Origin of the sequence: Nonomuraea sp. NPDC049504 (assembly GCF_040676845.1) — a bacterium.
In the GTDB taxonomy this organism is placed as follows: Bacteria; Actinomycetota; Actinomycetes; order Streptosporangiales; family Streptosporangiaceae; genus Nonomuraea; species Nonomuraea salmonea.
In genome coordinates this window covers 29,242-48,248 of sequence record NZ_JBFAPT010000032.1, presented here as the reverse complement: position 1 = coordinate 48,248, position 19,007 = coordinate 29,242, and the positions used below count along the sequence as shown (strand labels likewise).

The 19,007-nt window shown below is 70.5% G+C and carries 13 protein-coding genes; 6 read left to right on the top strand and 7 right to left on the bottom strand.

The genetic code is table 11. The features are described from left to right. The first annotated feature begins 15 nt into the window (after window positions 1–15). A complete protein-coding gene (locus AB0K28_RS42645) occupies window positions 16–1,353 on the top strand; it encodes an MFS transporter (RefSeq protein WP_364381813.1) in 1,338 nt (445 codons plus the stop codon). 494 nt (window positions 1,354–1,847) lie between these two features. Here the strand turns inward: AB0K28_RS42645 and AB0K28_RS42640 are convergent, their stop codons facing one another. Together AB0K28_RS42640 and AB0K28_RS42635 are read right to left on the bottom strand one after the other, a co-directional pair. Then, the gene (locus tag AB0K28_RS42640) at window positions 1,848–2,036 is read right to left on the bottom strand and encodes a hypothetical protein (RefSeq protein ID WP_364381810.1); all 189 of its coding nucleotides are present in this window, start codon (window positions 2,034–2,036) and stop codon (window positions 1,848–1,850) included. A gap of 605 nt (window positions 2,037–2,641) precedes the next feature. After that, entirely contained in the window at window positions 2,642–3,076 is a 435-nt protein-coding gene (locus AB0K28_RS42635) for a tautomerase family protein (protein WP_364381807.1), read from the bottom strand. Between the two features lie 80 nt (window positions 3,077–3,156). On the opposite strand from AB0K28_RS42635, the gene AB0K28_RS42630 reads away from it, so the two are divergent. After that, window positions 3,157–3,666, top strand: a complete 510-nt coding sequence (locus AB0K28_RS42630; RefSeq protein ID WP_364381804.1) for a helix-turn-helix domain-containing protein — start codon at window positions 3,157–3,159, stop codon at window positions 3,664–3,666. Window positions 3,667–3,672: 6 nt separating this feature from the next. Here AB0K28_RS42630 and AB0K28_RS42625 read toward each other — a convergent pair whose 3' ends face one another. The 4 genes from AB0K28_RS42625 to AB0K28_RS42610 all read right to left on the bottom strand — a co-directional run bounded on the left by AB0K28_RS42625 (window position 3,673) and on the right by AB0K28_RS42610 (window position 8,115). Continuing rightward, entirely contained in the window at window positions 3,673–5,400 is a 1,728-nt protein-coding gene (locus tag AB0K28_RS42625; protein WP_364381801.1) for a hypothetical protein, read from the bottom strand. A 384-nt stretch (window positions 5,401–5,784) separates the two neighbouring features. Next, the gene (locus AB0K28_RS42620; RefSeq protein WP_364381798.1) at window positions 5,785–6,117 is read right to left on the bottom strand and encodes a hypothetical protein; all 333 of its coding nucleotides are present in this window, start codon (window positions 6,115–6,117) and stop codon (window positions 5,785–5,787) included. A gap of 188 nt (window positions 6,118–6,305) precedes the next feature. Then, a complete protein-coding gene (locus tag AB0K28_RS42615; protein ID WP_364381795.1) occupies window positions 6,306–6,926 on the bottom strand; it encodes a response regulator transcription factor in 621 nt (206 codons plus the stop codon). A gap of 130 nt (window positions 6,927–7,056) precedes the next feature. Then, window positions 7,057–8,115: a histidine kinase gene (locus tag AB0K28_RS42610; protein WP_345404953.1), complete on the bottom strand. Its 1,059-nt coding sequence runs from the start codon at window positions 8,113–8,115 to the stop codon at window positions 7,057–7,059. A gap of 417 nt (window positions 8,116–8,532) precedes the next feature. On the opposite strand from AB0K28_RS42610, the gene AB0K28_RS42605 reads away from it, so the two are divergent. From AB0K28_RS42605 to AB0K28_RS42595, 3 genes are all read left to right on the top strand, one after another. After that, window positions 8,533–9,219: an ATP-binding cassette domain-containing protein gene (locus tag AB0K28_RS42605; RefSeq protein ID WP_364381791.1), complete on the top strand. Its 687-nt coding sequence runs from the start codon at window positions 8,533–8,535 to the stop codon at window positions 9,217–9,219. A 97-nt stretch (window positions 9,220–9,316) separates the two neighbouring features. Next, window positions 9,317–10,042, top strand: coding sequence for an ABC transporter permease (locus tag AB0K28_RS42600; protein WP_364381788.1), 726 nt, complete (start codon window positions 9,317–9,319; stop codon window positions 10,040–10,042). A 106-nt stretch (window positions 10,043–10,148) separates the two neighbouring features. Continuing rightward, the gene (locus AB0K28_RS42595; RefSeq protein WP_345404944.1) at window positions 10,149–11,057 is read left to right on the top strand and encodes a helix-turn-helix transcriptional regulator; all 909 of its coding nucleotides are present in this window, start codon (window positions 10,149–10,151) and stop codon (window positions 11,055–11,057) included. Window positions 11,058–11,104: 47 nt separating this feature from the next. Here the strand turns inward: AB0K28_RS42595 and AB0K28_RS42590 are convergent, their stop codons facing one another. Then, window positions 11,105–11,911, bottom strand: a complete 807-nt coding sequence (locus tag AB0K28_RS42590; RefSeq protein WP_345404941.1) for an SAM-dependent methyltransferase — start codon at window positions 11,909–11,911, stop codon at window positions 11,105–11,107. A gap of 264 nt (window positions 11,912–12,175) precedes the next feature. On the opposite strand from AB0K28_RS42590, the gene AB0K28_RS42585 reads away from it, so the two are divergent. After that, on the top strand, window positions 12,176–18,859 hold the full coding sequence (locus AB0K28_RS42585; RefSeq protein WP_364381783.1) for a polymorphic toxin-type HINT domain-containing protein: 6,684 nt from the start codon (window positions 12,176–12,178) through the stop codon (window positions 18,857–18,859). Window positions 18,860–19,007: the final 148 nt, after the last annotated feature.

Genomic DNA, 19,007 nt, shown 5'->3' with positions numbered 1-19,007 from the left:
CGGGAGGCGACACTCGTGAGCGTCATTCCTGGAGATCGCAGGACCTTCTACCAGTTGCTGGGCAACACCGTGCTGGTGTCGGTGGTCAACAGCACGGCGTGGTTCGCGATCACCTTTTACGTTTACCTGCAGACGCGGTCGGTCTTCGCCACCGGCGTGATCTCCGGCATCTTTCTCGTGATGACCGCTTTATCCGGCATCTGGTTCGGCAGCCTGGTCGATCACCATGCGAAGAAGACGATGATGCAGGTGTCGGCGCTGGCCTCGCTCCTGCTGTACGCGGGGGCGCTGGGCATCTACCTGGCGGTGCCTGAGGAGACCTTCACCGATCCGGGCAGTGTCGTGCTGTGGGTGATGGTCGTGCTGCTGATGGTCGGCGTCATCGTGGGCAACATCAGGACGATCGCGCTGCCGACCCTGGTCACCCTGCTGGTCCCCGAGGAGGGCCGGGATCGCGCCAACGGGCTGGTCGGCAGCTCGACGGGGGTGAGTTTCCTGGTGACGTCGGTGTTCAGCGGGGCGCTGGTGGCGATCGGCGGCATGTACTGGGTGCTCGTCCTGAGCCTGGCGGTGCTCACGGTGGCCCTGCTGCACCTGGCCGTCGTTCGCGTGCCGGAACACCGGGAGGTCTCGGAGGACGCGCCGAAGCGGTCGGTGGATCTTCGCGGCACGATGCGGCTGGTCGGGGAGGTGCCGGGGCTGACGGCCCTCATCCTGTTCTCCGCCTTCAACAACTTCCTCGGCGGCGTCTTCATGGCGCTGATGGACCCTTACGGGCTGTCGCTGGTGCCCGTGCAGGTGTGGGGGCTGCTGTGGGGTGTGCTGAGCACCGGGTTCATCGTCGGCGGGCTGCTCGTCTCGCGGACCGGTCTGGGCCGCAACCCGGTGAAGGTGCTGCTGCTCGTCAACCTCGTCCTGTGGGGGGTCACGCTGCTGTTCCCGCTGCGGTCGTCGATCGTGCTGCTGGCCGTCGGGATGTACGCCTACATGCTGCTCGTCCCGTACGCGGAGGCCGCGGAGCAGACGATCCTGCAGAAAGTGGTCCCCTATGAGCGGCAAGGGCGGGTCTTCGGGTTCGCGCAGAGCGTGGAGCAGGCCGCGTCCCCGCTGACCGCGTTCCTGATCTCCCCGATCGCCCAGTTCGTCGTCATCCCGTTCATGACGGACGGCGCGGGCGCCCGGACGATCGGCGACTGGTTCGGCACGGGCACCGACCGCGGTCTCGCCCTCATCTTCATGGCGGTCGGCGTCATCGGCCTGATCGCCACCGCCGTGGCCCTGCGCAGCCGCCCGTACCGGCGGCTCAGCCACCGCATCACGCGACCGGCGAACCCCGAGCCGAGCCTGCCTTGATTGCCGGCGGCGGCCATACCGCCGTCCTGATCGCTGAAATCCAGCGGCGTTATGCCGAGTTCCTCCAGCATCGCTCCCATCTCGCTCAGGCCACCTGCTGGACCGTCGCCCAGCCGATCACCGGCTCCCTGACGGTCGAGGCCGTCGCCGGGCGGCTCGCCGGGCGGCTCGGCGGGCGGCTCGGCGGGCGGCTCGGCGGCCGACCTGACGCCGTTCCTGGCCCGGCTGTCCGACGCCAGGCGCACGGACGACGGCGCGATCCTCCCGGAGGACCACCACCCGTGGTCGCGCCGCTACTGGGCGGCCAGGGCCCTGGACGACGCCGTGCCGGGACGTGCGTACCTTGAGCGCCTCGACGTGCTCGCCCGCGGCCGCACCATACTCGGCGACGCCTGGCCGTAGCTGCGTGCGCAGCTCAAGGACATGATCGCGTAAGTTCTGCGGCGGGACGGGTGCGGGGCCGTCCGGCCCCGGTCACCCCCCTGGCGGATCCGTCACGTGCGTGCCCGATCACCGTCCTGGCGGCCGCCGATGATCGCCTCCGCGGCGTGCTCGGCGATCTCGGCCGGGCTCGCCCGCAGCAACGTGTTGATCAGGCGGAGATTGACGGGCCGGCTCTCCTCGAGGTCGGGGCCGATGATGCTGGCCGTCTGCGGGGCCGTTCCGGTGAAGGTGACTCTCATGCGCCAGTGGTGGCGCTCGACGGCGACCACGGGACCGGCGCCGGACGCCACCTTCCATCCGTGGCGGCGCGCGCGTCGGGTTAACGCCTCAGGATGCATGTGATTGTCTTCCTCGTCGTCGTGGTGGACGCGGCGGCGGAGCGGGTCACGCTCCCCTGCCTGCGTGCGGGCAAGAGGTCCGGGTCGAACGCGATACCCCCGTCGTCGGTGGGTGCACCGGGCACGCTCGTGTCGTGCCCGGCCTCGGGACGCTCGGGAAATGCCGGACGACCGTACGCCTGCGCGGGCGACGGTGCCGGGGGGTGGCCACTCCCCCGGCCATGGAAGGGATCGGTCGGGCGCGCCGCGATCGCCGGCGGTCGTGCCGCCGTGGGGGGCTTGCGCGCGGCCCGTTGCTTGCACCTCGATTCGGTGACCTCCCCTGCGACTTCGCTGGTACGTACGAGAATCCGGTGGCGGGTTCCTCGCACCTTCCCTAGATGGGATGGAAGTAGCAGGGCCGATGGTTCCCATCCGCGCAATCTTGCCGTGACAACCTGAAGAAGACCTTACGACTGGATCTGCTGCCGCTGAGCCGCCCCGCAGGACAGCGGGGGCTCCGGCGGCTAGGGTGCGGTCACCAGGGCGACGATGTCCTCGATCCGGACGACCTCCCCTGCGGCTCCCCAGTTGCCCTCGGGGACCTCGTTGATGTGCACCCAGGCGGCGGTGGGCCCGGCGAACCGTTCCGGGTGGGGGTCGGCGTCCGCGAGGACCCGGGTGACGCGCCGTACGATGTCGCGGCGCTTGCCGTCATCCATCGAACCGGCCGGGACACCGACCCTGACCACGTACCTGGGCTGCTCCCCGGCCGGCACCCGCCGGCCGCCCACGAACCAGGCGTCGATCTCGTTGACCACCAGCCACGAGATGGACCTGGCGACCTCGGTGTCCGGGGCGCCCTCGGCGAGCATCACCTCCGACACCAGCCGGCCGCCGATGGCCTCGCGGCTCTCCTCGTCGAGCGAGCCCTTGGGAACGAACAGCTCCACGAACGGCATAGTAAGTCCTTTCATTAAACCCACTGGTCCGCTCACCGTACGACAGTGGGTTTAATGACACAACCCACTACACTGTGGGCATGCAACGGACCAGCTTCGCTGAGATGCACTGCTCGATCGGCCAGTCCCTGGAACGCGTCGGCGAGTGGTGGACCCCGCTGATCGTGCGCGACCTCTTCCTCGGGCTGCACCGGTTCGACGACCTCGCGGAGAACCTCGGCATCGCCCGCAACCTGCTCACCCGCCGGCTCGAGACGCTGGTCGAAGGGGGCATCGTGGAACGCCGGGCGTACCAGGAACGGCCGTTGCGGCACGAATACCACCTCACGGAGGCCGGCCACGACCTCGTGCCCGTGCTGATGGCGCTCATGGCGTGGGGCGACAAGTGGGCGACACCGGCGGGCGGCCCGCCGGTGCTCCTGGTGCACGACGAGTGCGGCGCTCAGTTCACGCCGCAGGTCTGCTGCTCGGCCTGCGGGAAGCCGGCGCGCACCGCCGAGGTGACGGCGCTGCCCGGTCCGGGCGCCGCCTCCGGACCGGGGACACGCGTGCTGGCCCGCCGCGGCGGCCTCACGTCTCAGGACGGATGACCGCGGTCACGACTTGAGGGCGAGCTGCTTCCTCGATCTTCCGGGGAACACGACGACCAGGTGCTCCTCCTCTTCGCTTTTGGTCACCCGTACGTATACCCGCAGCCGGTAGCGGCCCTTGCCCCTGATCGCGAGGTTCGGCATCGGCGCGCCCGCGCCCACCTCTCCTCCGTCCATCTCCGGAACCTTGAGCGTGCCGCTGCGGCTGGTGATCGGAACCTCGTGCACCGAGTACCACCCGGCGGTCCGTGGCGGCGGCGCCTTGCGGAACGCCTTCACGGTGATGCACACGTCGCTGACGTCCGCGACGTGCCCGACGAGCACCGTCCCGGGGGTGACCCCGAGCCCGGTCTCGTTGCCCTTCTTGTAGAGCTCGCCCATCACGTCCTCGTCCATCACTCCATGGTCGGCGGCGTCGGTGACCACGTAGCCGGGATCGCCGTCGACGAACAGGAAATAGATGGCCGTGGCCTGGACGACGCCCTTGGTCCGGGGCCACGGGTCGCGGCATCTGGCGTTCTTCTCGGCGATGTGGTCGCGCTCGTCCGCCTTCATCTGCTCGGAGGAGCGCAGCAGGTGGGGCTGGCTTTTGGCGACGATCTCGGGGCAGACGTAGACGAGGTCCCAATCATCGACGCCCCAGGCGGCCCGCGCGCTCCCGGCCTGCCGCAGGAGCGCCTCCTTCTCGGTACGGTCCTTCGCCCGGCACAGCGCCCGCCCATACGCGAGGACCGCCTGGTCCGGCAGGCTGTCAGGGAACATGGGCGGCTGCCCGAAATCCCTGTTGCGCGCCAGGCACAGGAAGACCGGCTCGCGTTCCTCGGGCTTGAGGTCGCCGAAGCTGGGCCGGCTGTAGCAGTCCGGCGACCCGCCGCCGAAGGTGTGGCGCGCGTTCTGCTCGGGCTGGATCACCACGACCATCGGCAGAACGACCACGGCCGCCAGCGCGACGCGATGCCCCCGCCCCCACCGCCGCCGCGAGGACGCGGCCACCGGATGACCGTCCGCGACGGGCATCTCCCGCGCGGTCGCCGCGTTCCACACGACGCCGAGGAGTCCCAGCACGTGGCTGACGACCATCGACGCCAGCCAGGCGCTGGTGGGCGGCTCGAAGAAGGTGATGATCGGGAAGTCGAACGCGAAGGAGATCAACGACAACCAGCCCGCGATCAGGGTGCCGCGACTCCACCGGCCGTCACGCCACTGCCCGACGACCGTGAGAACGGTCGCCGCGGCACAGACCGCGATGTAGATCCACCAGGCGACGTCGTTCCAGCCGAACTCCCAGATGTCGAGTTCGTCGAGCAGATCCTCCACCATCACCAGGATCTGGATCGCGAACATCACCCCGGCCGCCGCTCGCAGCACGCGCGACCGCCAGCGGATGACGAGCAGGAGGAGGACGTCGATCGCGCCCCACATGATGAGCTGAACGACCGCGGCGACCTCGTCGGGCAGCACCGCGAACGGCCACCACAGGATGAGGCTGTACGCCACCGCCAGGTAGAGCAGCCTGCGCAGCGCCCTCTCCCGGCCGCTCAGCGGTCCCGGCCTGGGGGCACGCAGGATCAGCCACAGGAACAGGGCCTTGATCGCAGCGGCGACGAGCAACGTCATGATGGTCACGGTGCCGTACGGCTCGGGCTGGACGTACGGGACAAAAGACGGTGGCGACCAGACGACGGCCGTCCAGAGCCAGAACTCGCCGCGCATCAGGCCGACGACCGTGGCCACAAGGAGCAGACTTACTAATCCGATCCTGATATTTCGCCATAAATGATCTTTGGACACGGAACGGGAGTTTAGCGGCCCGGTAACCCAAAAATCGCCCCAACGAAACGAGCAACCCTTATCACTCGAATTCGATACATCTTCGAGATCTTGCACTCTTTCATGGCCATTCCGACGGCCAGTACGCTTCCCTCGCCCTGGGTATAACCTGCACACTCAGCCGGCGATCCGCAAAGCGCGGCCATGATACTGGCCGAACTCCGCATCCCACGCCTTACACCGGCAGTGCACTCGAAATCGCGTTAACACATCAATGCGGGCTCGACGCTCTGAACATTGTGCGGTCTTTTGTGAACGAGCCCGTGGTCGCCGTTCTTCGATCAGGGTCTACGTTCGGAACCAGGCTCGGTCGCCTTCGATGTGCAGCAGGAACTCGGCGACAGGGCCGCGTGGTGACACCAGGCTTGCCGCCGCCGCCACCTCGTCGTATGCCGCCTCCCACGCCCGCGAGTCTTCGCCGATCTCCTCCAGGAGGCCCAGCTCCCGCTCGAAAAGCGGCTTGACCTTGGCGAACATGGGGGTGGCCACGAAGACTCCATATGTCCAGGGCCAGTCCACGTCGTCGACGGTGATCTCACCGCACAACTCGTCACCGCAGGACAGACGCCAGGTATCCGCGTCACGGCCCACAACCCTCGCCTCCTTCAGGTCGGTCGTCACCCTAACGATCACGACCGACAAAACCGCGCGGAGGCGGATCGGGGCCGTAGTGTGAGGGGCGGCCGTACGCGTCAGCGGGTGACCGGCTGGCGGCGCCGCTTCAACCAGGTCCCCCTGCCCCCCTGCTCCTTCTGTCACCACTGCGAAGAACGATCTGATCGGCGCGGAGTTCCGAGCCGGAAGGGGGTTCAGGTGCGGGGGGCCAGGCCGTTGCGGAAGGCGTACGTGACCGCCTGGGCGCGGTCTCGTGCCCCGATCTTCGCGAACAGGTTGTTGATGTGGGTCTTCACGGTCGCCTCCGAGATGACCAGGCGGGCGGCGATCTCGGCGTTGGAGCAGCCTTCCGCGATCAGCTCCAGCACCCCGGCCTCGCGCTGAGTGAGCCCGTCGGGAAGGGACGCGGGGGCGGGCTCGACCGGCGGACGGGTGCATTGCGCGCTCGGCAGGGGGACGGGGCCGGTCACGGCCTGGGCCAGGGATTCGGCGTCGGTGTCCTTGGTGAGGTAACCGCGGGCACCCGCACGAAGGGCCGCGAACACCAGCTCGTCGTCGGAGTAGGTGGACAGCACCACGACGTCGGTCCCGGGATGAGCGGTGCGGATACGTCGGGTCGCCTCGACGCCGTCGAGGAGCGGCATGCGCAGGTCCATCAGCACCACGTCGGGACGCAACTCGGCCGCCAGACGGACCGCCTGCAGACCGTCACCGGCCGTACCGACGACCTCAACGCCAGGTACGAGCCCGAGCAGCAGCACCAGCCCCTCACGTACGACGGTCTGATCGTCCACGACGAGCACACGCACGCTCACCACTGGTCCACCATCCCCTTGCCGTCAGCCGGGAGTCTGCTGAGCCCCTCGACGTGTAGCCGTGCCACCGCCCTCCAGCCGGCGACCGAGGACCTCCTGACGCAGCGGCAGCCCCGCCGCGTCGCCGCCCTCATCCCGGCACCCGCAGCAGCACGGTGAAGCCGTCCGGGTCGGTGCACGTCTCCAAGGTGCCGCCGATGAGCGCCGCGCGTTCGCGCATGCCGATGAGGCCGTAGCCGCCGGGCGTCGCGGGCGGGGCGGGGTGGCCGCCGTGGTCGCGCACCTCCAGCTCGTTCCAGCGGTCCACGCGGCGCAATCGCAGCTCGGCCGTGGCCCCGGGTGCGTGCTTGCGGATGTTGGTCAGCGCCTCCTGCGCCGTACGGGCGATGGCCAGCCGGGCCTCCGCGCCCGCCGCTAACGCGCGGTCGTCGATCGACACCGCGCACTCCCTCCCCGTGGCGGCGCGGAACTCCGCCGCCAGCCGTTCGAGCCGCTCCCGCAGCGGCAGGTCGTCACCGCGCAGCGTGTCGAGCGCTCTGCGGGTCTCCTCCAGGCTCGCCCGCGCGAGCCCGACGGCCTTGTCGACGCGGTCGAGCGCGGTGGCCCGGTCGCCGCCCTGTTTCAGCAGCATGCGTACGCTCTCCAGGTGCACGATCTGCGCCGATTGGGCGTGGGCCAGGATGTCGTGCACCTCGCGGGCCAGCCGGGCCCGCTCCGACAGCACCGCCTCGCGCGCCCGCGCCTCGGCCACCTCGGCTGCCTGCCGCTTTGTGGCGATCTGGCTGGCGAGCAGGAACGCGAACACCGCACTGTAGGCGCTCCCCGCCGCCAGCCCCCAGGCCGTGCCCGCTTCCCGGACCATCACGTACGTGGTGAGCGGCATGCCGACGAGCACCAACGTGGTCAGCGCCATCGCAGCGCGCGGCCGGGTGCGGAACGCGGCGGTGAAAATGGTGACGAAGCAGAGGGCGATGCCGGTGTAGGGCTCGATCAGGTTCATGGCGAACGCGCCGGCGATGGTGACCAGCAGCAGCCAGGCGTTGCGCCGCTGGTCACGTCCGGCCAGCGCCCACAGGCAGGCGCCGAGCGCACCGACCGCCACCGGCAGCACGAGCAGAGCGGCCGCCACGGTGGGGCGCGTGACGACGATGCTGACCGGCCCGTAGGCGAGGTAGAGCACCAGCAGCACGGCAAGGACACGTGTCAGTGGCCGCGCAGGAAGGAGCGAACGCAACACGGAGAGGACGCGAGCCGCCGAGCGGGTGGCGGCATCGTCGAACACCGAACGAGCGGCATCGCCGGACGCCGCATGAGCGGCACCGCCGGCCAACCCCGCCGCATCGCCGGACGCGGAATGGACGGCATCACTGGGCGCCGAACCGGCGGTAGCCATGGACGCTGGACAAGCGGGGACGTCGCCAAGCGCCGGACTGGCGGAGGCGTCGGCGGGTGCCGGGCCCGGGGTGTTGCGGGGGCCTGGAGGGCTGGGCGTGGCCACGAGGTCACGGTAGCCGGGCGCCGGGCTCGGGTCATCAACCCACGGGTTGAAGTGGGTTCCACCCGTGCTCCGATGCGCCGGGCAGGGCCGGTGCCGGAAGCTGAACCCGTGACAACGATCAGTGTCGAGCACGTGAGGAAGTCGTTCGGGAAGGTCGTGGCCGTCGACGACCTGTCCTTCGCCACTCCTCCCGGAGCCATCACCGCTTTTCTCGGCCCCAACGGGGCAGGCAAGACGACCACGCTGCGGATGATCCTCGGCCTGGTCACGCCGGACGCCGGGCGTGTGACGGTCGGCGGGCGGCCATATCGCGCGCTGGAGCAGCCGTTGCGGCAGGTCGGTGCGGTGCTGGAAGCCACCGCCTTCCATCCCGGACTCACCGCCGAGGCGCATCTGCGGGCCTTGGCGATCGCGGCCGGGATCGACGAGGCGCGGGTCGGGGAGGTGCTCGATCTCACCGGCCTCGACGGTGCCGGAGGCAGAAGGGTGCGGGGGTTCTCGCTGGGCATGCGGCAGCGGCTCGCGCTGGCGACCGCGCTGCTGGGCGGCCCCGGGCTGCTGATCCTGGACGAGCCGGCCAACGGGCTCGACCCGGCCGGCATGCGCTGGTTGCGGGGGTTCCTGCGGGCGTACGCGATGGACGGTCACGGCGTGCTGGTCTCCACGCACGTGCTCGCCGAGGTCGAGCAGATCGCCGACCACGTGGTGATCATCGCGGCCGGCCGGCTGCGGTGGAGCGGTCCGATGCCGGAAGCGGCGAGCCTGGAGGAGCTCTACCTGGAGGTGGCCGGATGACCCGGCCGGGCCGCTTGCCCCACCCAGCTCTACCGGAGGTGGTCCGATGACCCGCTTAGGCACCATGGCTCGCCCAGCTCTGACCGGAGGTGGTCCGATGGCTCGGCTCGTCCGTGCGGAGTTGGTCAAGGCCGGCGCCAATCGCGTCACGTGGATCCTCGCCGCGATCGCGCCCGTCTTCTGCGTGGCGTGGGCGGTGCTCATCGTCATGCTGTCGCCGCCGGACGAGGCGCCGGCGCCGGTCGGCGTGTACGCCATGGCGCAGCAGGCGTACGTCTTCACCCTGATTCTCGGCATCCTGGGCATGTCCGGCGAGTTCCGGCATCAGACCATCGCCTGGTCCTTTCTCGTCACACCGCGGCGGGGGCCGGTGGTGACGGCGAAGCTGGCGGCGTACGGTCTCATCGGCCTGCTGGTGGCGCTGGCGTCGGCGGTGGCGACGGTCGCGGCGGGAGTGGCGCTGCTGGCCGTCAAGGGGCTGCCGGTGTGGAGCGCGGACGTGCCACCGGCGCTCGTGGGCGGGGTGCTCGCGACGGCCGGGTACGCGGTGTTCGGGGTGGCGCTGGCCGTACTGGTCAGGAGCCAGGTCGCGGCGGTCTTCCTGGCGGCCCTGATCTTCACGTACGGCGACTACTTCCTGGGGTGGCTGACCCCCGGCGTCTATCCCTGGCTTCCGACGGGGGCCGCCAGGGCCGTGGGCTCGCTGCCGATCGAGACGGCGACGTTACTGCCCGCGTGGGGCGGGGCGGTGGTGTTCGCCGGGTATGTGGCGGTCATCGTGGTGATCGCCCGGCTCGTCACGCTTCGCCGCGACATCACCTGATCAGACGGACGACGCGGCCGATCTTCTTGCGAGAATCAGCGGGCTCACGCGCGTGGGTTCGTGCCAGGATGGAGTGCGGCGAGGGTCCCGGAACCGAGGAGCATGGATGCCTGCTGCTGACATGAGCGACCTGAACGACGTCTCTGACGGCAGCGGGCTCTGGTCCGCACCGACGACCCTGCGGGCCCTGATCGGGGCCCAGTTGCGGCGGCTGCGGGAGGCGCAGGGGGTCAGCCGCGAGGAGGCCGCGTTCCTCATCCGGGGGTCCAACTCGAAGATCAGCCGCATGGAGGCCGGGCGCACCGGGTTCAAGGCGCGTGACGTGGCCGACCTGCTGACCCTTTACGGCGTCACCGACGACGGCGCGCGGGCCAGCCTACTCGCGCTGGTCGAGCAGGCCAACGCGCCGAGCTGGTGGCAGGAGTACCGCGAGGCGATCCCCGACTGGTTCGAGCCCTTCCTGGGGCTGGAGCAGGACGCCTGTCTCATCCGCGCCTACGAGGTGCAGCTGGTGCCCGGCCTGCTGCAGACCGAGGACTACGCGCGGGCGGTCATCACCCAGGGCGCGAAGAACGCGGGGAGTTACAGCGTCGAGCAGCGGGTGGCGTTGCGGATGCGCCGCCGGCGCGTCCTGACGAGGGACGATCCCGCGCGGCTCTGGGTGGTGCTGGACGAGGCCGCGCTGCACCGCCGCGTCGCCGGCGAGGAGATCATGCGCGCCCAGTGGGAGCACCTGGCGAAGATGAGCGAGTTGCCGCACGTCACCCTCCAGGTGCTGCCGTTCACCTCCAGCGACTGCGCCGGCGGGCTCGGCCCGGTGACGATCCTGCGCTTCCCGCAGCAGCAGCTGCCCGACGTCGTCTACATCGAGCAGCTCACCACGGCCCAATACCTGACCAAGAGCGCCGACGTGCTGCCCTACCACGCCCTGATGGACGAACTGGGCCTGGCGGCGCTGCCACCCGAGCAGACCGCCGGCTTGCTGCGGGAGCTCGCCGCCACGAAGACGGGCTGAGCGGCGGCCGAGGCCAACGGGCGGCCGGCGCCGGCGGTGTGCGCCGCCTAGGGTTTGCGAGCCACGCCGCAGTACGCGTCCACCGGCTCGGGCAGGCCGCTGACCGGCTCCTCCTCCGAGCGCCACTGTGATACCGACACCACGCCGGGCTCGATCAGGTGCAGGCCGGCGAAGAAGCGTTCGATCCGCTCGGGTGTGCGTAGTTCGTAGCTGTAGACGTGGCCGTCGTCGCGCAACTGCTCGGCCTCGGCCGCCGCTTCCGGCTTGACCGTCTTGGTGCCGTCCTCGACCATCAGGTAGCTGCCGGAGGGCAGGACGTCCATGTAGCGCTGGATCAGCGCGTGGGCGGCGGCGTCGTCGCGTACGGTGCCGAGGACGCCGAGCAGCATGACCGCGGTCGGGCGGGTGAAGTCGAGGGTGCGGGCCGCGCGGGTGAGGATGTCGTCGGGGTCGCGGACGTCGGCCTCCAGGTAGTCGCAGCTGCCGTCGGGGTGGCTGGTCAGCAGGGCGCGGGCGTGCAGCAGGACGACGGGGTCGTTGTCGACGTAGACGATGCGGCTGGCCGGGTCGACGCGCTGCGCCACCTCGTGGGTGTTGTCCTCGGTGGGCAGGCCGGTGCCGATGTCGAGGAACTGGCGGATGCCCTCCTCCTCCGCCAGGTGACGGACCGCGCGCCGCAGGAACGCCCGGGTGTGCACCGCGATCTCCTGCATGCCGGGATAGTGCTGCTCGAGCATGTCGGCCAGCTCTTTGTCGGCCGGGTAGTAGTGCTTGCCGCCTAACCAGTAGTTCCACGCTCTGGCCTGGCTGGGTCGGCTGGTGTCGATCCGGCTGAGCGGGGAGTCGTCGGTCACGGGCTGCTCCTTGTCGGGGTGGGGTGCCGTCTTGCGGGCATTTGCCTGTTCTACCAAGCGGTCAGGCGCGGAAGGAAGCGACGGCCTCGCAGGAGCGGGTTTTCGCAGGCTCAGGAGTAACCGCCGTGAAACCGCGCCTTCCTACGGTGAAGCGGCCGGTGGCGATCGACTTCTGCCGGGGTGGACATCGAGCGGGCGCTGCGCCCACCTCCGATGCGGGCCTCCGGCACCGGACAGCGGCGCCACAGGAGGCTCTCCATGGGTATGGCAGCACGACGCCGGATGGCGATCGTCACCTTATCGGTCCTCGCGCTCGCGGGTCTGCCGGCCATGACGACACCGTCGTACGCCGACCGCTGGGAGCCGCCGGAGCCGCAGCGCGACCTGATCGTGGCGAGCGAGCCGATCCCCGTAGGGGAGCGGCCATCGGACCTGGCGGACAAGAGCGCGCTCAAGGAGCCGCCCGAGGTGGTCTGGCCCCGGCCGGCGACGATGGACACCGCTCCGGCGCGTACGGGAGCCGCGCTGTCGCAGGTGTCCGGCATGCCGGTGCGGGTGGGGCCGGCGGAGGACGGCACGGCTCCGGCCCGGGTCCGGGTGGAGCTGCTCGATCGCCCCGGCGAGGATCCGCTGGTGCCGCTGCGGGTGACCCGATCGGACGGCGGGCCGACGGGGGCGCCGCTGACGTTGGAGTTCGACTACTCCGCTTTCCGGCACGCCTACGGCGGTGACTGGGCGGCGCGGCTCCGCCTGGCGGAGTTGCCCGCCTGCGGTCTGGCGCAGGGCGCGGCGGACTGCCCTGCGCCCACGCCCTTGGAGACGGCGAACGACGTCACGGCGGGCACTCTGAGGGCCGAGGTCTCCGCCGCGCCCGCGGGCTCGGGCGGCGGCCTGTACGCGGTGCTCGCGGCGCCGTCGGGCAGCACGGGCACCTTCACCGCGAGTTCGCTGTCACCCACCGCCAAATGGCAGGTGAGCACTCAGACCGGTGACTTCGCCTGGTCCTACCCGCTGCGTACGCCGCCGTCGCTGGGCGGCCCCACCCCGCAGCTGGCCCTCAGTTATTCGTCAGGCGGCGTGGACGGGCGTACCGTCTCCACCAACAACCAGCCGGGCTGGGCCGGCGAGGGGTTCGACTTCACACCGGGCGGCTTCGTCGAGCGCCGGTACAAGTCGTGCAACGACGACGGTGTCACGCCGAAGAACGGCGAGCAGTGCTGGGGCGGCGACAACGCGGTCCTGATGCTCGGCGGCAGGTCCACCGAGCTGGTCCGCGACTCCAAGACCGGTACGTGGAAGCCCAAGCTCGACGACGGCTCCCGGGTGCAGAAGCTCACCGGCGCGACGAACGGCGACAACGACGGAGAGCACTGGAAGATCACCACGGCCGAGGGCATGCAGTACTTCTTCGGCGTGAACCGGCTCCCCGGCTGGACCAGCGGCAAGCGGGAGACGAAGTCGGCGTGGACGATGCCGGTGTACGGGGACGACGACAAGGAGCCGTGCCACGCGTCGACCTATGAGGGGTCCTGGTGCCAGCAGGCGTACCGGTGGAACCTCGACCACGTCATCGACACGCACGGCAACACCCTGAGCTACTTCTACGCCCAGGAGATCAACCACTACGGGCGCAACGTCGAGAAGGCCGACGAGACGCCGTACGTGGCGGGCGGCCATCTGGAGCGCATCGAGTACGGGCAGCGCGCCGGCCAGGTGTACACCACTCAGGCGACCGCCCGGGTCAACGCGCACGTGGCGGAACGCTGCCTGCCGACCTCGAGCTTCGACTGCGCCCCCGACAAGCTGACGGCGGGCAACGCCAAGCACTGGCCGGACGTGCCCGCCGACCAGATCTGCCTGGCGGGCGAGGACTGCGAGAACTACTCGCCGACCTTCTTCACGCGCAAGCGGCTGGCCAAGGTGACCACGCAGGTGCTCGACGGCGGCGCGTACAAGGACGTCGACTCCTGGACGCTGACGCACACCTTCCCCAAGCCCGGCGACGGCATGAGCGCCGCGCTGTGGCTGGCGAAGATCCAGCACACCGGGCACGTGGGCGGCACGCAGTCCATGCCGGCCGTCGACTTCGACGGGGTGGAGATGCCCAACCGGGTGGACGGGCGTGAGGGCATAGCGCCGATGATGAAGTGGCGCGTCCTGAGCGTGAACAACGAGAGCGGCGGGCGGCTCACCGTCAACTACTCCAAGCCGGAGTGCGCCCGCGGGGCCACGCCCCAGCCGCACGCCAACACCAAGCGGTGCTTCCCCACGCATTGGGCTCCGGAAGGGGCGAGCGACCCCTATCTCGACTGGTTCCACAAGTACGTCGCCGTGCAGGTGCTGGAGTCCGACCTGACCGGGGGTTCCGTCACGGTGCGCAGCGACTACGCCTACCCGCCGGACGGAGCCGCCTGGGCCTACGACGATCAGGAACTCGTACCGGCGGAGCGGCGCACGTGGTCGCAGTGGCGCGGATACGAGCGGGTCCAGGTGACGCGGGGTGAGGACCCTGACCGGCGGATCGCGACCGAGCACCTGTTCTTCCGCGGCCTGCACGGCGACAAGCAGCCGACCGGCACGCGCACCGCGTACGTCACCGACTCCCAGGGCACGAGGGTGCAGGACCACTGGCGGCTCCAGGGCTTCGAGCGCGAGACACGGTACCTGCTGGGGCCGGGCGGCCAGGAGCAGTCCGGCACGATCAACGACCCGTGGCTGTCCGGCCCGACCGCCGAGGGCGGCGGCGACGAGGCGTACCTGCTGGACACCGCCAAGGTGCGCAGCCGCGCGAAGCTGAGCACCGGTGGCCTGCGGCTGATGGAGACCCGGCGTTCGTACGACTCGACCGGCGCGGTCACGCAGGTCGAGGACCTGGGCGACACCGGCACCGCCGCCGACGACCAGTGCACCCGCTACACCTACGCCCGCAACACCTCGGCATGGATCCTGCACCTGCCGAGCCGCATCGAGACCGTCGCGGTGACCTGCTCGCAGACACCCCGGCGACCCGACGACGTGGTCGGGGACGCCCGCATGTCCTACGACGGAGGGGCGTACGGGGCGGCGCCGGCCAAGGGCGACCAGACCCAGGTGGAGGAGCTGGACCACTACGCCGACGGGCAGCCGGTGTACGTCCCCGTCTCCCGCACCGCCTACGACCAGTACGGCCGGCTGACCGAGAGCGTGGACGCGACGGGCAGGAAGACCGGCACCGCCTACACTCCGGCGACCGGCGGCCCGGTCACGAGCGTGGCCACCACCAACCCGCTGGGGCACGTCACGACGACGTGGCTGAAGCCGGAGTGGGGAGCCATGACGGCCGAGGAGGACCCGAACGGCCGCCGCACCGAGCTTGCCTACGATCCGCTGGGCCGGCTGGCGAAGGTCTGGCTGCCGGGCCGCGCGAGCAGCCAGAGCCCCAGCGGCGAGTTCTCCTACCAGGTGCGGACCGACGGGCCCGTCGTCGTCACCACCAGGACGTTACGCCCGGACGGCGGCCACACCGTCGGCCACGAGCTGTACGACGGCCTGATGCGGTTGCGCCAGACACAGCTGCCCGGCCACGGCGGCGACTGGCTGCTGGGCGACACCGTGTACAACACCCTCGGTCAGGTGGCCAAGAAGAACGATCTCTATGCGAGCACCGGCCCGCCCGCCACGGCGATCCTCGGCGTGGCCGACAGCGCGGTGCCCGCGCAGACCGTCTACGAGTACGACGCGATGGGCCGGCAGAGCGCCGAGGCGCTCATGGTGCTGGGCCAGGAGAAGTGGCGCACCACGACCACCCACTTCCCCGATCGCGTCGACATGGACCCGCCCGCGGGCGCGACGCCGATGACGAGCCTGCTCGACGCCCAGGGCCGTACGGTGGAGCTGCGCCAGTACAAGGGCCAGTCGCCGACCGGCGACTACGACGCCACCCGCTACACCTACGACCGCAACGGCCTGGAAGCGAGCGTCACCGACGCGCAGGGCAGCGTCTGGCGTACCCATTACGACCTGCGTAACCGGGTGACGAAGCTGGAGGACCCGGACCGGGGCACCACCACCTTCGGCTATGACGTGCTCGGCCGGACCACCAGCACGACCGATGCCCGCGGGCGTACGCTCGCCTTCGTCTATGACCGGCTGGACCGGCAAGTCGCCACGCACGAGGGCTCGCCGTCCGGGGCGAAGCTCACCGAGTGGACCTACGACACGCTGCCCGACGGCACCTCGGTGAAGGGCATGCCGGTCTCGTCCGTACGGCACTCGGGCGGCCAGTCCTACGTGACCCGGGTAGACGCCTACGACGAGCGGTACCGTCCGACGTCCATCACGCAGGTGATCCCGTCCTCGGAGGGCGGTTTGGCGGGCAGTTACACCGTGGAGCCGCGCTACAACGACGACGGCACGGTCCGGTCGGTGAAGTACCCGGCCGCGGGCGATCTGCCGGAGGAGACCGTCCGCACCACGTACACGGCGCTCGGCCTGCCGGTGCAGACCCGCTCCAGCCTGGCCACGTACGTCAACGACACGCTGTACAGCAGGCACGGCGAGCAGCTCCAGGTCCGCTGGGGCGCCGAGGGCTCGCAGGTGCTGCACGACTACACCTATGAGGTGGGCACCCGGCGGCTGCTGCGGCACATCGTCGATCGGGAGACCGCCGGCCAGGTCCGGCAGGCGGACGTCAGGTACTCCTACGATCCGGCCGGCAACATCACCGGGATCGCCGACACGCCGCCGGTCGCGAACGCGGCCTCGGACGTCCAGTGCTTCACCTATGACTACCTGCGCCGGCTGACCGGGGCGTGGTCGGCCACGGACGGGTGCGCGGCCCCGCCTGGCCTGGCCGTCGTGGGCGGGCCGGCGCCGTACTGGCACTCCTACACCTACGACCGCAGCGGCAACAGGCTGACCGAGACCCGGCACGCCGCGGGTGGGGGCACCACCAGCACCTACACCTATCCCGAGGCCACACAGCCGCAGCCGCACGGGCTGCGGCAGGTGACCACCACCGGCCCGGACGGCGGCCGGCTGGACAGCTACGCGTACGACGCCTCCGGGAACACCATCCTGCGCAAGCTGGGTTCGGCCGAGCAGCGGCTGGAGTGGGACACCGAGGGCAACCTGGCCAAGATCGTCGAGGCGGGCGGCACCACGTCGTTCCTCTACGACGCCGACGGCAACCGGCTGATCCGGCGCGACCCGGCCGGCACGACGCTCTATCTGGCGGGGATGGAGGTGCGGCTGGCGAAGAACGCCACGTCGCCCACGGCGACCCGGTTCTACGCGCACGGCGACGAGCCGGTCGCGGTGCGGACCGGACGCGCGCTCACCTGGGTGGTGGGGGACCACAACGGCACGGGCCGGCTCGCCATCGACGCCGAGACCTTGGAGGTCACCCGGCGGCACTTCGACCCGTTCGGCAACCCCCGCGGCACCGCGCCGACTTCGTGGCCATCGGAACGCGGCTTCATCGGCGGCACCTCCGACCCGACCGGGCTCACCCACATCGGGGCACGCGAGTACGACGCCTCGATCGGCCGGTTCGTCTCCGTCGACCCGCTGCTGGAGCCGGACGACCCGCAGAACCTGAACGGCTACGCCTACAGCGACAACAGCCCCGTCACCTACACCGACCCGTCCGGCCGTGCCGACCTGTGCGGCCACAATCCGGGGGACTGCCAGGACGGTCCACCCGGCGGTGGCCAGGGCGGCGGCTCGGGCAGTGGCTCCGGCGGGTCCACGCCACCTCCTCCGCCGCCACCCGGCGGTCCCAGCCAGAAGGACCAGGACGAGGCCAAGAAGACGATCAACAAGTCCTGGACCGACGTCGCGATCGAGGCGGGCGGCGAGATCATCAAGGATCTCATCGGCTACACCGATGTCCGCGACTGCCTGCAGGGCAACCTCGGCTCCTGCGCCATGGCCATCGCGGGTCTGGTGCCCGCCGTCAAGATCGGCAAGGCCCTGAAGGCCGCCTACAAGGCGGCGCGCGCCGTCCTGCGCTGGCGGGAGCGGCTGAAGTGGGCGCGCCGGGTCCAAGGGGAGGCGGAGGAGGCCGCGGAGGCACTCGCGAAGTACCAGGACGATCTGGCCAAGTGGAAGAAGGCCCAGGAGGCGTCGAAGGCGACCAAGCGGCCACCGGCGGGCGGCGCGGCGGGTGACGGCAAGAATCGCCTGGTGCCCGGCGGCGACATCGTCAAGCTGCCGCCGACGCGCGGCCGGGGCGGCACCTGCCCCACGCGTAACAGCTTCGTGCCCGGCACGACGGTCCTGATGGCGGACGGGTCCCGCGTCCCCATCGAGCAGGTTCGGCCGGGTGACGAGGTGGTCGCCACGGACCCGCGTACCGGCGAGACGAGCACGCGGACCGTCACCGCCACCATCGTCGGCGACGGCGCCAAGCACCTGGTCGACGTCAGCGTGGACACCGGCGGCGAGACCGGGAGGGTGACCGCGACCGACGGTCATCCCTTCTGGGTGGACTCGCGGGGACAGTGGGTGGACGCGGCCGACCTGCGGGTCGGGGACACGGTCCGCACGCCCGAGGGGCGGTCGCTCGCGATCACCGCCCTGCGGGCGTACACCGAACGGCAGCGCGTGCACAACCTGACGGTCGACGGCGTGCACACGTACTATGTGGCCGCCGCCGACGACCACGTCCTGGTGCACAACTGCTGGCGCGGCGGCCACGAGGGCAAGCACCGGTTCGTCCGGGGCAAGCACCGTGACCCGGACGGCGCGCGCTCGAAGAACCGTGCCTACAAGGGCCGCCACCATGAGCCCCCGATCCCGCTCGCGACCAGGATCTCGGTCAAGGTCACCTACGAGATCCTCTACGGCCAGCCGTCGAAGTACGGGCGTGATCCGAACAGGGAGGCGCAGGGCTTGGCGGATCGGGTGAACAACGCGAAGGATTGGATGGAGATCCTCGTCGACATCTTCAACTCCATCCGCTGGTGAGCTCCCGGTAGGCCGGCGGCCGGTGGCGTGACGCCACCGGCCGCCGTGTCGGCGTGTCGAGACCGTGTGGGCAGGACTCCGCTGTGTATCAACCCTGTATCGAACAGGGCGGTTCCCGGCGATCACCGGCGCCCCGGAGCGACCCGTG

What these genes read in the sequence shown, in the direction of transcription:
- AB0K28_RS42640 (WP_364381810.1), bottom strand. Translation starts at nt 2,036, where the DNA reads ATGAGAGTCACCTTCACCGGAACGGCCCCGCAGACGGCCAGCATCATC.
- AB0K28_RS42635 (WP_364381807.1), bottom strand. Translation starts at nt 3,076, where the DNA reads ATGCCGTTCGTGGAGCTGTTCGTTCCCAAGGGCTCGCTCGACGAGGAG.
- AB0K28_RS42630 (WP_364381804.1), top strand. Translation starts at nt 3,157, where the DNA reads ATGCAACGGACCAGCTTCGCTGAGATGCACTGCTCGATCGGCCAGTCC.
- AB0K28_RS42600 (WP_364381788.1), top strand. Translation starts at nt 9,317, where the DNA reads ATGGCTCGGCTCGTCCGTGCGGAGTTGGTCAAGGCCGGCGCCAATCGC.
- AB0K28_RS42595 (WP_345404944.1), top strand. Translation starts at nt 10,149, where the DNA reads ATGCCTGCTGCTGACATGAGCGACCTGAACGACGTCTCTGACGGCAGC.
- AB0K28_RS42585 (WP_364381783.1), top strand. Translation starts at nt 12,176, where the DNA reads ATGGCAGCACGACGCCGGATGGCGATCGTCACCTTATCGGTCCTCGCG.